This window comes from Mycoplana sp. ABR4_002, from assembly GCF_056159645.1.
Genome location: NZ_JBSWVO010000001.1, coordinates 3,420,845 through 3,434,429, shown reverse-complemented (window position 1 = coordinate 3,434,429; position 13,585 = coordinate 3,420,845). Strand labels below are relative to the sequence as shown.

Genomic DNA, 13,585 nt, shown 5'->3' with positions numbered 1-13,585 from the left:
CATTTTCAACGCGCCGGCAGGGGGCCGGCCGCAAACGGAGGAAGCATGTCGAAATTTCCAATGTCCCTTCTCACGGCAACGGCGCTGGTCCTGGCGCTCGGTGCCACAACGGTAAAGGCCGAGACGCTGCGGATCCTGACATGGGGCGGTTACGCGCCGGACAACGTGATCAAGCTGTTCGAGGCGGAAAACCCCGACATCGACGTCGAGGTGACCCTGTCCAACAACGAGGAGATGATCGCCAAGCTGCGGGCGACCGGCGGCGCCGGCTACGACCTCGTCCAGCCGGGCTTCAACCGCGTCGCCGCCGCCCAGCAGGAATTCAACATCTACAAGCCGATCGACCTGTCCAAGATCAATACGGACACGCTCCGCCCCGACTTCCTCGAAAAGGTCAAGGCGGTCGCTGCCGTCGACGGTACCGCCTACTCGATTCCCCATACCTGGGGCACCTCCGGCCTGATCGTCGACAAGACCAAGGCACCCGAGGTCAAGGACTGGCTCGACATCTGCGACGCGAAATACACCGGCCAGACATCGATGCGGCTGAAGCGCACGATCCTCGTCGGCACCGCCTTCGCCCTCGGCCACGATCCTTATGCGGCCTATGCCGACCTCGACGCCTACAAGGCGATCCTGGATGACGTCGCCGAGAAACTGATCGCCTGCAAGAGCGTCGTGAAGACCTACTGGCAGGGCGGGGACGACCTGTCGGCGCTGATGCTGTCCGGCGAGGTCGTCGCGTCCGAAACCTGGGACTCGACCGCGTTCAAGCTGCACGGCCAGAACCCCAACCTCGTCTACGTCCCGCCGGTATCCGGTACCGTCGGCTGGATCGACACCTTCACCCTGCCGCGCAAGGGGCAGGCGGACGAGGCGGCCTACAAGTGGATCAATTTCGTGCTGCGTCCCGACATCGTCCCCTTGATCTCCGAGAGCACCGGCTCCATCGTCGCTGTCAAGGAGGGCATCAACCTGCTTCCGGCCGCAATGCGGACGGTCATCGAGAACGCCTTCACGGAGGAGGACCTGGGCAAGATCCGGTTCGCAGCCCGCATCATGCCGGGCGTCGAGGACCTGGAGGGCAAGGCCCTCGAACGGATTAAAGCGGCATCCGTAGCAAACTGATCGCCGCCGTCGCGGGGCAGGGGCTTCGCCTCCCTCCCCTGCGGCGGTGAACGCACCACAGCCAACAAAGAGCATGCCATGTACGATCTTCAATGCGAAAGCCTGACCAAGCGGTTCGGCGCTTATACTGCCGTCCACGGCGTCTCCTTCGAGGTTCCGCGCGGATCCTTCTTCTCCATTCTTGGTCCGTCGGGCTGTGGCAAGACGACGCTGATGCGCATGATTGCCGGCTTCGAGAACCCGACCAGCGGCGACATCCGCCTCAAGGGGCAGTCGGTGGTTTCGACCCCGCCGAACAAGCGCAACGTCAAGATGGTCTTCCAGCATCTCGCATTGTTCCCGATGATGAACGTCGGCGAGAACATCGCCTACGGGCTGCGCTGCCGCGGCGAGAACAAGGCCGACATCGGCCGAAAGGTCGCCGCCGTGCTGGAGCGCGTCGGGCTCCCCGGCTCGGCGGAGAAGCAGGTCTCGCAGCTGTCGGGCGGACAGAAGCAGCGCATCGCGATTGCGCGTTGCATGGTGCTCGAGCCGGACGTCCTGCTGCTCGACGAGCCGCTTGGCGCGCTCGACCTGAAGCTGCGCGAGCGCATGAAGATCGAGCTGAAACAGCTCCAGCACCAGTTCGAGACGACATTCCTCTACATCACCCACGACCAGTCCGAGGCGCTGCTGATGTCGGACAACGTGGCGGTGATGAGCGCCGGCCGGTTCGAGCAGATCGGTGCGCCGCAGGAGCTCTACAACAACCCGAAGACCGGTTTCGTCGCGGGCTTTGTCGGCGACAGCAACCGGTGGATGGGGCGGGTCCTGTCCGTGGCGGACGGCAAGGCCCGCGTCGAGATCGACGGTGCGGGTGAAGCCGTCGTGCCGGCAGGCGAAGACAGCGTCAAGGCAGGGTCGAAGGTCGAGCTGTTCGTGCGGCCGGAAGTGATCTCGCTCGGTGCCGGCAACGGCCAGAACACGCTCAAGGGGACCGTCGACAGTCTGCTGTTCAACGGCGCCAACAGCCGCGTTCTCGTTCGCATCCAGGGCGGCGAACTGGTGGAAGTCAGCCACGCCGTGATGGACGGCTCGACGCGGATCGCCCCTGGCGAGGCGGTCGAGATCGGCTGGAACCAGGGCCACGGCGTCTGCTTCAGCGTGGCGAGGCAATAGCGATGGCGCGCACCGACGTTGGCAAACTGTCGCTGATCCTGCTTTTCGCGCCGTTCGCGCTGTGGATCGCGCTTCTGATCGTGCTGCCGCAAGTCGGCATCGGCTACATCTCCCTGCGGGAAAAGATCGGGCCCCGCGAGTACACCTTCGGCCTCGCAAACTACATCGAGTTCATTCGCGAACCGATCTACTGGAACACGTTGCTGCGCACAGCGTGGATGTCGGTGCTGGTCACCGTCATGGCCCTGTGCGTCGGCTTCCCGGTCGCCTACTACATTGCCAAGATCGCACGAAAGCGGTCCCGCGCCGCGCTGTTCCTGATGTGCCTGATCCCGCTCTGGGTCAGCGACCTCGTGCGCGCTTTCGGCTGGATCGTGCTGCTGCGCGAGACGGGGCTCATCTCTGGTTTCCTGCAGAGTGCCGGCATCATCAGCGGGCCGATCGAGCTGCTCTACAACGACATCACGGTGGTGATCGGCCTCGTCTATACCGTCGTGCTGTTCATGATCGTGCCGCTGGTGTCGACGCTCGACGGCATGGACAACTCGCTTCTGGAGGCCGGGTACAATCTCGGCGGCAGCCGTTTCACGGTGTTCCGGCGCATCGTCGTGCCCTATGCCATGCCCGGCATCGTCGCCGGCTGCATCATCGTCTTCATGCTGACCGCCGGCAGCTACCTCACGCCGATCCTGCTCGGCGGCAAGAACAGCATGTGGTTCACCGAGCAGATCTACGAGCAGTTCGTGACCCGCTACAACTGGGAATCCGGTGCGACCTTCGGCGTGCTGCTGCTCGGCTTCACCTCGCTGGTCGTCTGGTTGGGCCTGCGCCTGACCGGTCAGAATCTCGCCTCTACCGTTGCAAAGGACTGACGATGAACGTCGCGGCCCCTCAATCTCCCCTCCTGCGCTGGATCTATGGCGGCTACATGCTGTCATTCTTCCTCTATCTTGCGGCGCCGCTGGCCGCCGCGGCGGTCTTCGCGTTCAACGACTCGCTGTTCCCGGCGCTGCCCTGGAACGGCTTCACGCTCGACTGGTTCTTCGGCAGCACCGAGCCCAAGCTTGGCATGTTCCATGACCGGCGGCTGATGCAGGGCCTGGGGAACTCGCTGTTCATCGGCGTGATCGTGTCGGCGATGGCGGTGGTTGCCGGGACCTGCAACGCCTTCCTGTTCGAGCGCAAGGAGTTTCCCGGAAAGAGCTTCTTTTACATCCTGATGATCGTGCCGCTCGTCATTCCGGGCGTCATCCTCGGCATCTCGATCCTGGTGTTCGCCAGCATGATCGCCAACGGTCTGGAGGAAACGCTCGGCATTGAATGGGACTTCCTGCGGCCCGGGACCTTCCTGGTGATCCTCGGCCAGTTCTCGTTCCTGACGACGATCACCTCGCTGGTCATCGCCGCGCGCCTGCGCAAGTTCGACATCGCCCTGGAGGAGGCGGCGCTGAACCTCGGCGCAACGCGGGTCAGGGTGCTCGCCACGGTCACGCTGCCCTTTCTCGGCCCGGCGCTGTTTTCCGCCTTCGTCGTGGCGTTCCTGGTGTCGTTCGAGAACTTCAACACCACCTTGATGCTGGTCGGGTCCGATGCGCCGCTGACGATCACCATGTACGACCGCATGGTGAAGGTGGGATCGACCCCGGTGCTGAACGCCGTGTCGTTCTTCCTGATGGTGGGTTCCGGCCTGCTGGCAGTGCTGAGCGTCGTCGTCCAGCGCAACAAGGAAGCGGCGTGACCCCCGGGCCGGGAAGGCTCGGATGAAGTTCGCCGCCGCGGCACCGACACCGCGGCGGCCCTGTCCCGCAGCGACCGGACGCACGGTTCCGTGAAAAAGGGCGGCGAACGCCATGCATGCGAAGGTGAATGGAGAAATTTCGTTCTGGTATGCGGACATCGGCGGGGTGCCGGACTGCCGCCCGCCCCTGGCGGGCGATGCCGACGCCGACGTGTGCATCGTCGGTGGCGGATTTACCGGGTTGTGGACGGCCTACTATCTGCTGGCGGCAAACCCGGCTCTCAGGGTGGTGATCCTGGAGAAGGAATTCGCCGGATTCGGTGCGTCGGGGCGCAACGGCGGCTGGCTCAGCGGCGGCTTCAGCTGGTCCCGTGACAAGTACCTGAAAGACGCGACGCGGGGCAGGGTCATCGATATGGCCCGCGCGATGCGGGGAACCGTCGACGAGGTCATAGCGGTTGCCGAGCGCGAGGGCATCGACGCGGATGTCCGCCGTACGGACTGCGTCATCGCGGCCTGCACCAAGGGCCAGTTCGACCGCCTGCGGGACGCCCATGACGATCAGATCCGCTGGGAGACGCCGACGGAGCGTATCAGCCTCGTCGGGGCAGCGGAGACCCGGTCCCGCATCCGCGTGGACAAGGCGGTCGGTGCCCTCATTACCCATGGCGTCGCGCGCATCCAGCCGGCAAAGCTCGTTCGCGGGCTGGCGACGGCGGTGGAGCGGGCAGGCTGCAGCCTGTACGAGAAGACCAATGTGCTGCGGATCGACAAGGGGCGTGTGACGACCGATCGCGGCACCGTGCGGGCTCCGGTCATCGTGCGCGCGACCGAGGGCTTTACCGCCGGACTGCCCGGGTTCGAGCGGCTGTGGCTGCCGCTGAACAGCGCCGTGATGGTGACCGAACCGCTGCCCGACGCGCTGTGGAAGACGATCGGCTGGGACGGTCATGAACTGCTCGGAGACGCGTCCCACGGGTATAGCTACGCCCAGCGCACGCGCGAGGGGCGCATCGCCATCGGCGGTCGTGGCGTGCCCTACCGGTTCGGCTCCAGGACCGACACGCGCGGCCGGACGCAGGGCGAAACCATGCGGCAACTCCGTGAAATCCTGACGCGGCTGCTGCCGCAGACGACCGGCGTCAGGTTCGACCACGCCTGGTGCGGCGTGCTCGGCGTACCGCGCGACTGGTGCGCCACGGTCGGCTTCGACCGGGCCTCCGGGATCGCCTGGGGCGGCGGCTATGTCGGACAGGGCCTGTCCTCCTCCAATCTGTCCGGCCAGACCATTGCCGACCTGATCCTTGACCGCGACACCGAACTGGTGCGCCTGCCCTGGGTCAACAGAACGGTCAGGCGCTGGGAGCCGGAACCGCTGCGGTGGCTGGGCGTCCACGGCATGTACCAACTCTACCGGATGGCCGACCGGTCGGAACGAAAGCATGGCGAGCGCACTTCGCGGCTGGCGATCCTGGCCAACCGGCTGACCGGACGGTGACGTCGGTCGGCGTCCGGCGACGAGTCGGCTTCGAGCCTACCCGCCACCGAAACGCCAGGTCACGTGCTGCTCCGGACGGGGCAGGATCCGACTCAGGTCTCGTCATTCCGGCGGCTCGGGACCGATGATCGTCCACGGTTCACAGCCGAGCCCCGATGCGGGTCGATCTCATGTTGGTCTTCGGAACGGACTTGACCACCGGTGCCTCCGGCGACCGGCCGGTGCGGTGTCCGGACGAAAGGCGGTTGTGGTCCGGCGCTGGCTGGGTGCATAAACGGCTGGCGGATGCGGAATGCCTGTCGCATCGTGCACGACCGGAGCAAAAGGGGGAAGCGATGCTGTTGGGCGCAGTTGCAGACGATCTGACGGGGGCGACCGACCTGGCGCTGATGCTGGCGCGGGAGGGCATGCGGACGGTCCAGGTCGTCGGCGTGCCGGCCGCCGATTTCGACTACGGCGACGCGCAAGCGGTCGTCATCGCCCTGAAGTCGCGCACGATTCCGGCGGCAGAAGCGGTCGCGCTGTCGCGCCGGGCGGCGGAGACGCTGCTCGCCGGCGGCGCGGAACAGATCCTGTTCAAATACTGCTCGACCTTCGATTCGACGCCGCAGGGCAATATCGGGCCGGTGGCCGAGGCGTTGCTCGATCTTGTCGGCGAACCGCTGGCGATCGCCTGCCCGGCCTTCCCGGCGAACGGCCGCACGGTCTATCAGGGCCATCTCTTCGTCGGCGACCTACTGCTCTCCGACAGCCCGATGCGCGACCATCCGCTGACGCCGATGACCGATGCCAGCCTGGTGCGGGTGCTGCAGCGCCAGAGCCGGGTCTCGGTCGGTCTGGTGCGCCACGCCGCCGTGCGAGAGGGGGCAGGGGCGATCTCGGAAGCGTTGCGAACGGCGGCTGCCAGCGGCGACGGCCTGGTGATCGTCGACGCGACGACGGACGAGGACCTGCGCCAAATCGGCCGGGCTGTCGCCGGCATGAGGCTGGTGACCGGCGGATCCGGCATCGCGATCGGCCTTCCTGACAACTTCCGCCGCGCCGGCAAGCTCGGGCCGAAAGACGCGGCGGAGCGGTTCAACGCGCCGGACGGACCTGCGGTCATCCTGGCCGGTTCGTGCTCGACGGCGACGCGGCGGCAGGTGCAGGTGGCGTTCGCGGCCGGCGCGCCGGCGCTGAAGATCGATCCGCTGGCGATTGCGGAGGGGTCGACGCGGGCGGAAGACGTGGTCGCCTGGGTCGGCGACAGCGGCGCGGGGATAGCCCCTCTGGTCTATTCGAGCACCGATCCCGACGAGGTGCGCCGGTCGCAGCAGGCGCTCGGAACCGAACGTGCCGGCGCGCTGGTCGAGCAACTGCTGGCCGAGGTGGCGGGGCAACTGCGCCGGAAGGGCTACCGCCGTTTCCTCGTCGCCGGCGGCGAGACCTCGGGCGCGGTCGTCGCCGGGCTCGGTGTCACCGCGTTGCGGATCGGTCCCGAAATCGACCCCGGCGTGCCGTGGACGGTCAGCCTCGGCGACGACGCGCCGGTGGCGCTGGCGCTGAAGTCCGGCAATTTCGGCAGCGACGACTTCTTCCTCAAGGCCTGGGACATGCTGCGATGACCGCGATCCTATCCGAAGCGACGAAGCTGCGCGAGGAGATCGCGCAGGTGGGCAAATCGCTGTTCGACCGCTGCTTCACCTTCGGTTCGACCGGCAACATCAGCGCCCGCCTTTCCAACGGCGAGTTGCTGATGACCCCGACCAATGCCTCGCTCGGTAGTCTCGACCCGGCCCGGCTGTCGCGCTTTTCGGCCGACGGCGTGCACCTCGACGGGGACAAGCCGACGAAGGAGGCGTTCCTGCACCGCTGCATGTATTGCGCGCGCAAGGGAAGTGCCGCGGTCGTCCATCTCCACTCCACCCATGCCGTCGCCGTCAGCGCCCTCGCCGACATCGACCCGCAGGACGTGCTGCCGCCGTTGACGGCCTACTACGTCATGCGGGTGGGAACGCTGCCGCTGGTGCCCTATCATCCGCCAGGCGATGCGGCCCTAGCGGAAGCCGTGGCGGAAAGGGCCAGGCGCAGCCACGCCGTGCTGCTTGCCAATCACGGCCCCGTCGTCGCGGGCAAGACCCTGCGTGACGCCCAGTACGCGACAGAGGAACTGGAGGAGACGGCAAAGCTCTTCCTGCTGCTGCACGGGCGCAACATCCGGCCGCTGACCGAAGAGCAGCGGCGCGCGCTTGCCGCGCCCGAAGGCTGAGGCGGTCGACAGCAGTCCACACTGCCGCCCGCGCGGAACCGGCAGCGCCGGACGCAGCGACCGCTGCGTATGGTAGCGCTACCAAAAATGCCTTGCGCCGGCGCGGCGGCTGTGCTCCAGTCGGCGCCGACGTGGGGCAAGCAAACCTGCAATGGGAGGGCGGGAATGTCTGAACCGAGATCTGTCGCGGTGATCGGCCTTGGGGCGATGGGGCTCGGGATGGCCCGCGCGCTGCTGCGCGCCGGACACCGCGTCACCGGCTGCGACCTCGGCGAGGCTGCCCGTGCGGCGCTGCAGGACGACGGCGGCCCGGCCTTTCCCACCCCGGCAGAGGCGGCCCGCGACGCCGACATCGTCGTTGTCGTCGTCGTCAACGCCGCCCAGACCGAGAGCGTGCTGTTCGGCGAGGCGGGCGCGCTCGCCGCCATGAAACCGGGCGGGGTGGTCATCGCCTCGCCGACAATGATGCCAGCCGAGGCGCAGGAGTTCGCGCGACGGGTCGAGACCGGCGGCCGGCTCTACCTCGACGCGCCGATCAGCGGCGGAGCGGCCAAGGCGGCGGCCGGGGAACTGACGGTCATGGCTTCCGGGCCGCCGGAGGCCTTCGCAGCGGCAGAGACCGCGCTGGCGGCCATGGCGGCCACGGTCTACCGGCTCGGCGAGGCGGCGGGCATCGGCTCCTCGTTCAAGATCGTCAACCAGCTGCTGGCCGGCGTGCACATCGCGGCCGCCTGCGAGGCGATCGCCTTTGCCAAGAGCCTCGGGCTCGACATCGGAAAGGTGTTCGAGGTGATCTCGAAATCGGCCGGCAACAGCTGGATGTTCGAGAACCGCATTCCGCACGTGCTTGCGGGCGACTACAGGCCGCTGAGCGCCGTGTCGATCTTCACCAAGGATCTCGGCATCGTGTCCGACCTCGGCCGGAAGCAGAGGTTTCCGCTGCCGGTAACCAGCGCCGCGCTGCAGCTCTTCGTCATGACGGAGGCCGCGGGCATGGGCCGCGACGACGATTCCTCTGTCGCCCGGCTGCTCGCCGGCATCGCCGGGCTGGAGCTTCCCGGCATGGGCGGGGACGACTGACATGCCCCGCTTCGCCGCCAACCTGACGATGATGTTCAACGAGGTCGCCTTCCTCGACCGCTTCGCCGCAGCCGCCGCGGCCGGCTTCGAGGCGGTGGAGTTCCTGTTTCCCTACGACCATGCCGTTTCCGAGATCGTCGACCGTCTGTCTCGGCACGGCCTGAAGCAGGCGCTGTTCAACCTGCCGCCGGGTGACTGGGGTGCGGGTGAACGCGGCCTGGCGGCGCTGCCCGGGCGCAGCGACGAGTTTCGCCGGTCGGTGGAGACGGCGCTGTCCTATGCGGTTGCGACCGGTGTCCCCAACCTGCACATGATGGCCGGCATCGCCGACCCCGGCGATGGCGCGGCGTCCCGTGCCTACCGCGACGCGCTCGCCCATGCCGCCGACGCCGCCGCCGCGCACGGCATCGGCATCGTCATCGAGCCGATCAACAAGCGCGACATGCCCGGCTATTTCCTCAACGACTTCGATCGCGCCGCGGGCCTGATCGCCGATTGCGGACGGCCGAACGTGCGCCTGCAGTTCGACATCTATCACCGCCAGATCCTGCACGGCGACGTGCTGACCGGGCTGGAGGCGATGATGCCGATCATCGGCCACGTGCAGGTGGCTTCGGTCCCCGGCCGACACGAGCCGGGAACGGGCGAACTCGACGACTTCCGCATCTTCGACGCGCTGGATGCGCTCGGCTATGCCGGCTATGTCGGCTGCGAGTATCGCCCTGCCGGAGCCACGCTGGACGGGCTCGGCTGGCGTGAGCGGCAGGCGGGCGCTGCATCGCACAATACTCAGGGAAATTATTGATGCGCTGCCGCGACGAAGTGCCATTGACTAGTCATACTTTTGCCCGTTGAATTCAAACTGATCTGGTGGACCAACCAGTGGGCAGTTGGCGGGAATGGCAATGGGTGGACGTCCGATCCTCACGCAGATGCCGAAAGTGGGGCACAGCATCGACCGCCGCACCGCGCGCGAGGTGATCGCGGAGAAGCTGATGGTTCTGATCGCCACCAACATGCTGCGCCCCGGCGACGAACTGCCCGGCGAGCGGGAGCTCGCCCAGGTGCTCAACGTCAGCCGGGAGACGGTGCGCGGCGCCATCCAGTCGCTGTCCGCGCGCGGTATCGTCGAGGTGGCCCAGGGAACGCGCACAAGGGTGGCCGACGTCGACCTCAGCGACGTGACCGTGACGATCGCCACCCCCAACGCGATCGACAGCTATGATCTGGAGGCGGTGCATGCGGCGCGCCTGCACATCGAACTCAAGGTCGTCGGCGACGCGGCCGAACGGATCGACGAGGAGACACTGCAGAAACTCGACGGGCTGCTGGAGGCGCAGCGGCAGAGCGGCGCAGACCCGATGCGCTTTCTGATCTGCGACCGCGAGTTTCACCTGGCGATCTATCGCGCCTGCGGGAACGCATTGCTGTCGGACTTCGTCACCGATCTCTACACCTATATGATGAACCACCGGCGCGTGGCGATGTCGCGGCCGGGGGCGATCGATGCCAGCAATCGGGACCACGCGGAGATCGTCGCGGCACTCCGCCGCGGCGACCGCGAGGCGGTCGTCGAGGCGTTCCGGCTGCACCTGATGCGCATCTACGAGACGACCCGGGATCTGCTGGGAGAGGACCTGCGGGTCCCGGGAAAGGCGTAAACGAAGGCGGCACGGCGGTCCGATGGGATCGGCGCAACTTGGGAGGGTTGGCCGAACATGCATGTGATGGTGATAGGCGCGGCCGGCATGATCGGGCGCAAGCTGGTGGAGGCCCTCGCCGCGCGCAGCGACGCGACCGGCGCTGCGATCGAGAAGTTGACGCTTGTCGACGTGATCGGTCCGCCGGTGCCGAAAGCGCTGGAACCGATCGCCGCCGCCCGGGCCGCCGACCTGTCGCAACCCGGCGAGGCCGAGCGGCTCGCTGCCGCGCGCCCCGACCTGATCTTCCATCTGGCGGCGATCGTCTCGGGCGAGGCGGAGGCCGATTTCGACAAGGGTTATCGCGTCAATCTCGATGGCACCCGTGCGCTGTTCGAGGCGATCCGCCATGAAGGCCTGCGCGCTCCCTACGCCCCGAAGCTGATCTTCGCCTCCTCGATCGCCGTCTTCGGCGAGCCGTTCCCGGAGAAGATCGGCGACGAGTTCTTTACCACGCCGCTGACGAGTTACGGGACGCAGAAGGCAATCTGCGAACTGCTGCTGTCGGACTACACCCGGCGCGGCATCTTCGACGGTGTCGGCATCCGCCTGCCGACGATCTGCATCCGCCCGGGGACCCCGAACAAGGCGGCGTCCGGCTTCTTCTCCAACATCCTGCGCGAACCGCTCTCCGGCCAGGAGGCCGTGCTACCGGTCGACGACAGCGTCCGTCACTGGTTCGCCAGCCCGCGCTCCGCCGTCGGCTTCTTCCTGCACGCCGCCCGGATGGACACGTCGGCGATCGGTCCGCGGCGCAACCTGACGATGCCGGGCCTTTCCGCGCTGGTCGGCGAGGAGATCGAGGCGCTGCGACGGATTGCGGGGGAAAGGGCGGTCAGGCTGATCCGCCGCGAGCCGGACGCGACGATCCGCCGGATCGTCGCCGGCTGGGCGACGGACTTCGACGCACGGCGCGCGACCGGGCTCGGGTTCACGGCGGAGAAGAGCTTCGACGAGATCATCAGGATCCATATCGAAGACGAACTCGGAGGTACGATCTGATGGCGCGCAAGGAGCAGACCGGCAAGGGCAAGATCGCGCTCGTCACCGGCGGCGGCACCGGGGTGGGCCGGGGCATCGCCGAGGCGCTCGCCGGCGAGGGTTATGCCGTCGTCATCACCGGCCGCCGAGCGGACGTGCTGGCGGCGGCCGCGCGCGAGTTGGGGCAAGCGACCGGCAGTGCCGTAACGGCGGTCCCTTGCGACATCGGCGACCCCGCGGCGGTGGCGAGCCTGTTCGACCGGGTGCGCACGCAGTTCGGCCGGCTCGATCTCCTGGTCAACAACGCCGGCGCCGGGGCGCCGGCCATTCCGATGGAGGACCTGAGCTTCGAGCAATGGAGCACGGTCGTCGCCGCCAACCTGACCGGCGCATTCCTGTGCACCCAGCAGGCGCTCAAGATCATGAAGGCGCAGCAGCCGCGCGGCGGGCGCATCATCAACAACGGCTCGATCTCGGCCACCACGCCGCGGCCGCATTCGGCGCCCTATACCGCAACCAAGCACGCGATCACGGGCCTGACGAAATCGACGGCGCTCGACGGACGGCCGTTCGACATCGCCTGCGGCCAGATCGACATCGGCAACGCGGCGACGAACATGACGGCGAAGATGAGCACCGGCGTGCTGCAGGCCAATGGCGAGACTGCGGCCGAACCGACGATCGCGGTGGAGCACGTCGCCGACGCGGTCGTCTACATGGCCAGCCTGCCGCTCGCGGCCAATGTGCTGACGATGACGGTGATGGCGACGAAGATGCCTCTGGTCGGCCGTGGATAGGGCCGGCACAGAATGCGCGATCCGGCGGGTTGGCGGGGTGCCCCGTCGATCGGCCGGAAAGTAGAGAACCAACGTTCTGGGAGGAACGCAAATGGCCGGTGTCGACTTCGTCGATGTCAGAAAATCCTTCGGCGCCTTGCCTGTCATCAAGGGCGTCGACATCAACATCGAAGATGGCGAGTTCGTCATCCTGGTCGGGCCTTCGGGCTGCGGGAAATCGACGCTGCTGCGCATGCTCGCCGGGTTGGAAAACATCACGGCAGGCGAGATCCGCATCGGAGGGCGCACCGTCAATCGGCTGCCGCCGAAGGAGCGGGACATCGCCATGGTGTTCCAGAACTACGCCCTCTATCCACACATGACGGTGGCGGACAACATGGCGTTCTCGCTGATGCTGGCCGGATCGCCGAAGGCGGAGATCGACAAGCGCGTCAATGCGGCCGCCGAAATCCTCGGCCTGTCCAAGCTGCTCGAACGCTATCCGCGCCAGCTCTCCGGCGGCCAGCGCCAGCGCGTCGCCATGGGGCGGGCGATCGTGCGCGATCCGCAGGTCTTCCTGTTCGACGAACCACTCTCCAACCTCGACGCAAAGCTGCGCGTGGCCATGCGCGCCGAGATCAAGGAGTTGCACCAGCGGCTGAAGACCACGACGGTGTATGTCACGCATGACCAGATCGAGGCGATGACGATGGCCGACAAGATCGTCGTCATGCACGACGGCATCGTCGAACAGATCGGCGCGCCGCTCGAACTCTACGACAAGCCCGCCAATCTCTTCGTTGCCGGCTTCATCGGCTCGCCGGCGATGAACATGATCCACGGCCGCCTCGACCCGCAGGCCGAGGACCGCTTCATCACCGCCGACGGCACGGCGCTGCCGGTGGCGCAGCACCCGCAATCGGCGCTCGGCCGCGAGCTCGTCTACGGGCTGCGGCCCGAATACATCACGCTTTCCGATGACGGCCTGCCGGCCGAGGTGATCGTGATCGAGCCGACCGGCTCCGAGACGCAGATGATCGTCCGCCTCGGCGGCAGCGAGGTCACCTGCGTCTTTCGCGAGCGTGTCGGCACCCGGCCGGGCGACACCGTCCGGCTTCGGATCGACGCCAGCCACGTGCACCTGTTCGACGTTGAGACCGGGCGCAGGCTGCAGGATTGAACGCCGATCCCGGGCGGGTGCGCGCAGTGGAAGAGGAGACCGCGCGCATCCCTCCCGGACTGGTCGCTTCCGGCGCTGCCGGAGGTTGCTGCCGCAGC

General features: G+C 67.2%; 13 protein-coding genes. All 13 read left to right on the top strand.

The genetic code is table 11. The annotated features are described in order from the left end of the window. The first annotated feature begins 45 nt into the window (after positions 1–45). Positions 46–1,128 carry an extracellular solute-binding protein gene (locus ACXAGF_RS16330; RefSeq protein WP_475018430.1) on the top strand — a complete coding sequence of 361 codons (1,083 nt, stop codon included), beginning with the start codon at positions 46–48 and terminating at the stop codon, positions 1,126–1,128. Between the two features lie 78 nt (positions 1,129–1,206). Continuing rightward, on the top strand, positions 1,207–2,286 hold the full coding sequence (locus ACXAGF_RS16325; RefSeq protein ID WP_475018429.1) for an ABC transporter ATP-binding protein: 1,080 nt from the start codon (positions 1,207–1,209) through the stop codon (positions 2,284–2,286). A gap of 2 nt (positions 2,287–2,288) precedes the next feature. Next, entirely contained in the window at positions 2,289–3,158 is an 870-nt protein-coding gene (locus ACXAGF_RS16320) for an ABC transporter permease (RefSeq protein ID WP_475018428.1), read from the top strand. A 2-nt stretch (positions 3,159–3,160) separates the two neighbouring features. Beyond that, complete coding sequence (locus tag ACXAGF_RS16315; protein WP_475018427.1) at positions 3,161–4,024, top strand: ABC transporter permease; 864 nt, start codon at positions 3,161–3,163, stop codon at positions 4,022–4,024. A 112-nt stretch (positions 4,025–4,136) separates the two neighbouring features. Further along, positions 4,137–5,522 carry an NAD(P)/FAD-dependent oxidoreductase gene (locus ACXAGF_RS16310; RefSeq protein WP_475018426.1) on the top strand — a complete coding sequence of 462 codons (1,386 nt, stop codon included), beginning with the start codon at positions 4,137–4,139 and terminating at the stop codon, positions 5,520–5,522. Positions 5,523–5,857: 335 nt separating this feature from the next. Next, positions 5,858–7,126: a 3-oxo-tetronate kinase gene (gene otnK / locus ACXAGF_RS16305; RefSeq protein WP_475018425.1), complete on the top strand. Its 1,269-nt coding sequence runs from the start codon at positions 5,858–5,860 to the stop codon at positions 7,124–7,126. Then, positions 7,123–7,770, top strand: a complete 648-nt coding sequence (gene otnC, locus ACXAGF_RS16300) for a 3-oxo-tetronate 4-phosphate decarboxylase (protein ID WP_475018424.1) — start codon at positions 7,123–7,125, stop codon at positions 7,768–7,770. Before otnK ends, otnC begins: the two co-directional genes overlap by 4 nt. A gap of 165 nt (positions 7,771–7,935) precedes the next feature. Then, on the top strand, positions 7,936–8,850 hold the full coding sequence (ltnD, locus tag ACXAGF_RS16295; RefSeq protein WP_475018423.1) for an L-threonate dehydrogenase: 915 nt from the start codon (positions 7,936–7,938) through the stop codon (positions 8,848–8,850). A gap of 1 nt (position 8,851) precedes the next feature. After that, positions 8,852–9,655: a 2-oxo-tetronate isomerase gene (otnI, locus tag ACXAGF_RS16290; protein WP_475018422.1), complete on the top strand. Its 804-nt coding sequence runs from the start codon at positions 8,852–8,854 to the stop codon at positions 9,653–9,655. 100 nt (positions 9,656–9,755) lie between these two features. Beyond that, positions 9,756–10,511, top strand: coding sequence for a FadR/GntR family transcriptional regulator (locus ACXAGF_RS16285; protein WP_475018421.1), 756 nt, complete (start codon positions 9,756–9,758; stop codon positions 10,509–10,511). Positions 10,512–10,568: 57 nt separating this feature from the next. Further along, positions 10,569–11,552, top strand: a complete 984-nt coding sequence (gene denD, locus ACXAGF_RS16280) for a D-erythronate dehydrogenase (RefSeq protein ID WP_475018420.1) — start codon at positions 10,569–10,571, stop codon at positions 11,550–11,552. After that, the gene (locus tag ACXAGF_RS16275) at positions 11,552–12,328 is read left to right on the top strand and encodes an SDR family oxidoreductase (RefSeq protein ID WP_475018419.1); all 777 of its coding nucleotides are present in this window, start codon (positions 11,552–11,554) and stop codon (positions 12,326–12,328) included. The genes denD and ACXAGF_RS16275 overlap by 1 nt, the downstream gene beginning before the upstream one ends. A 91-nt stretch (positions 12,329–12,419) precedes the next feature. Further along, positions 12,420–13,487, top strand: a complete 1,068-nt coding sequence (locus ACXAGF_RS16270) for an ABC transporter ATP-binding protein (RefSeq protein ID WP_475018418.1) — start codon at positions 12,420–12,422, stop codon at positions 13,485–13,487. The last annotated feature ends 98 nt before the right edge of the window (positions 13,488–13,585 follow it).

Excerpts from the sequence above, each read along its gene's own strand:
- otnC (WP_475018424.1), top strand. The coding sequence starts at position 7,123 with ATGACCGCGATCCTATCCGAAGCGACGAAGCTGCGCGAGGAGATCGCG.
- ACXAGF_RS16330 (WP_475018430.1), top strand. The coding sequence starts at position 46 with ATGTCGAAATTTCCAATGTCCCTTCTCACGGCAACGGCGCTGGTCCTG.
- ACXAGF_RS16270 (WP_475018418.1), top strand. The coding sequence starts at position 12,420 with ATGGCCGGTGTCGACTTCGTCGATGTCAGAAAATCCTTCGGCGCCTTG.
- otnK (WP_475018425.1), top strand. The coding sequence starts at position 5,858 with ATGCTGTTGGGCGCAGTTGCAGACGATCTGACGGGGGCGACCGACCTG.
- denD (WP_475018420.1), top strand. The coding sequence starts at position 10,569 with ATGCATGTGATGGTGATAGGCGCGGCCGGCATGATCGGGCGCAAGCTG.
- ACXAGF_RS16285 (WP_475018421.1), top strand. The coding sequence starts at position 9,756 with ATGGGTGGACGTCCGATCCTCACGCAGATGCCGAAAGTGGGGCACAGC.
- ACXAGF_RS16325 (WP_475018429.1), top strand. The coding sequence starts at position 1,207 with ATGTACGATCTTCAATGCGAAAGCCTGACCAAGCGGTTCGGCGCTTAT.
- ACXAGF_RS16315 (WP_475018427.1), top strand. The coding sequence starts at position 3,161 with ATGAACGTCGCGGCCCCTCAATCTCCCCTCCTGCGCTGGATCTATGGC.
- ACXAGF_RS16310 (WP_475018426.1), top strand. The coding sequence starts at position 4,137 with ATGCATGCGAAGGTGAATGGAGAAATTTCGTTCTGGTATGCGGACATC.
- otnI (WP_475018422.1), top strand. The coding sequence starts at position 8,852 with ATGCCCCGCTTCGCCGCCAACCTGACGATGATGTTCAACGAGGTCGCC.
- ACXAGF_RS16320 (WP_475018428.1), top strand. The coding sequence starts at position 2,289 with ATGGCGCGCACCGACGTTGGCAAACTGTCGCTGATCCTGCTTTTCGCG.
- ACXAGF_RS16275 (WP_475018419.1), top strand. The coding sequence starts at position 11,552 with ATGGCGCGCAAGGAGCAGACCGGCAAGGGCAAGATCGCGCTCGTCACC.
- ltnD (WP_475018423.1), top strand. The coding sequence starts at position 7,936 with ATGTCTGAACCGAGATCTGTCGCGGTGATCGGCCTTGGGGCGATGGGG.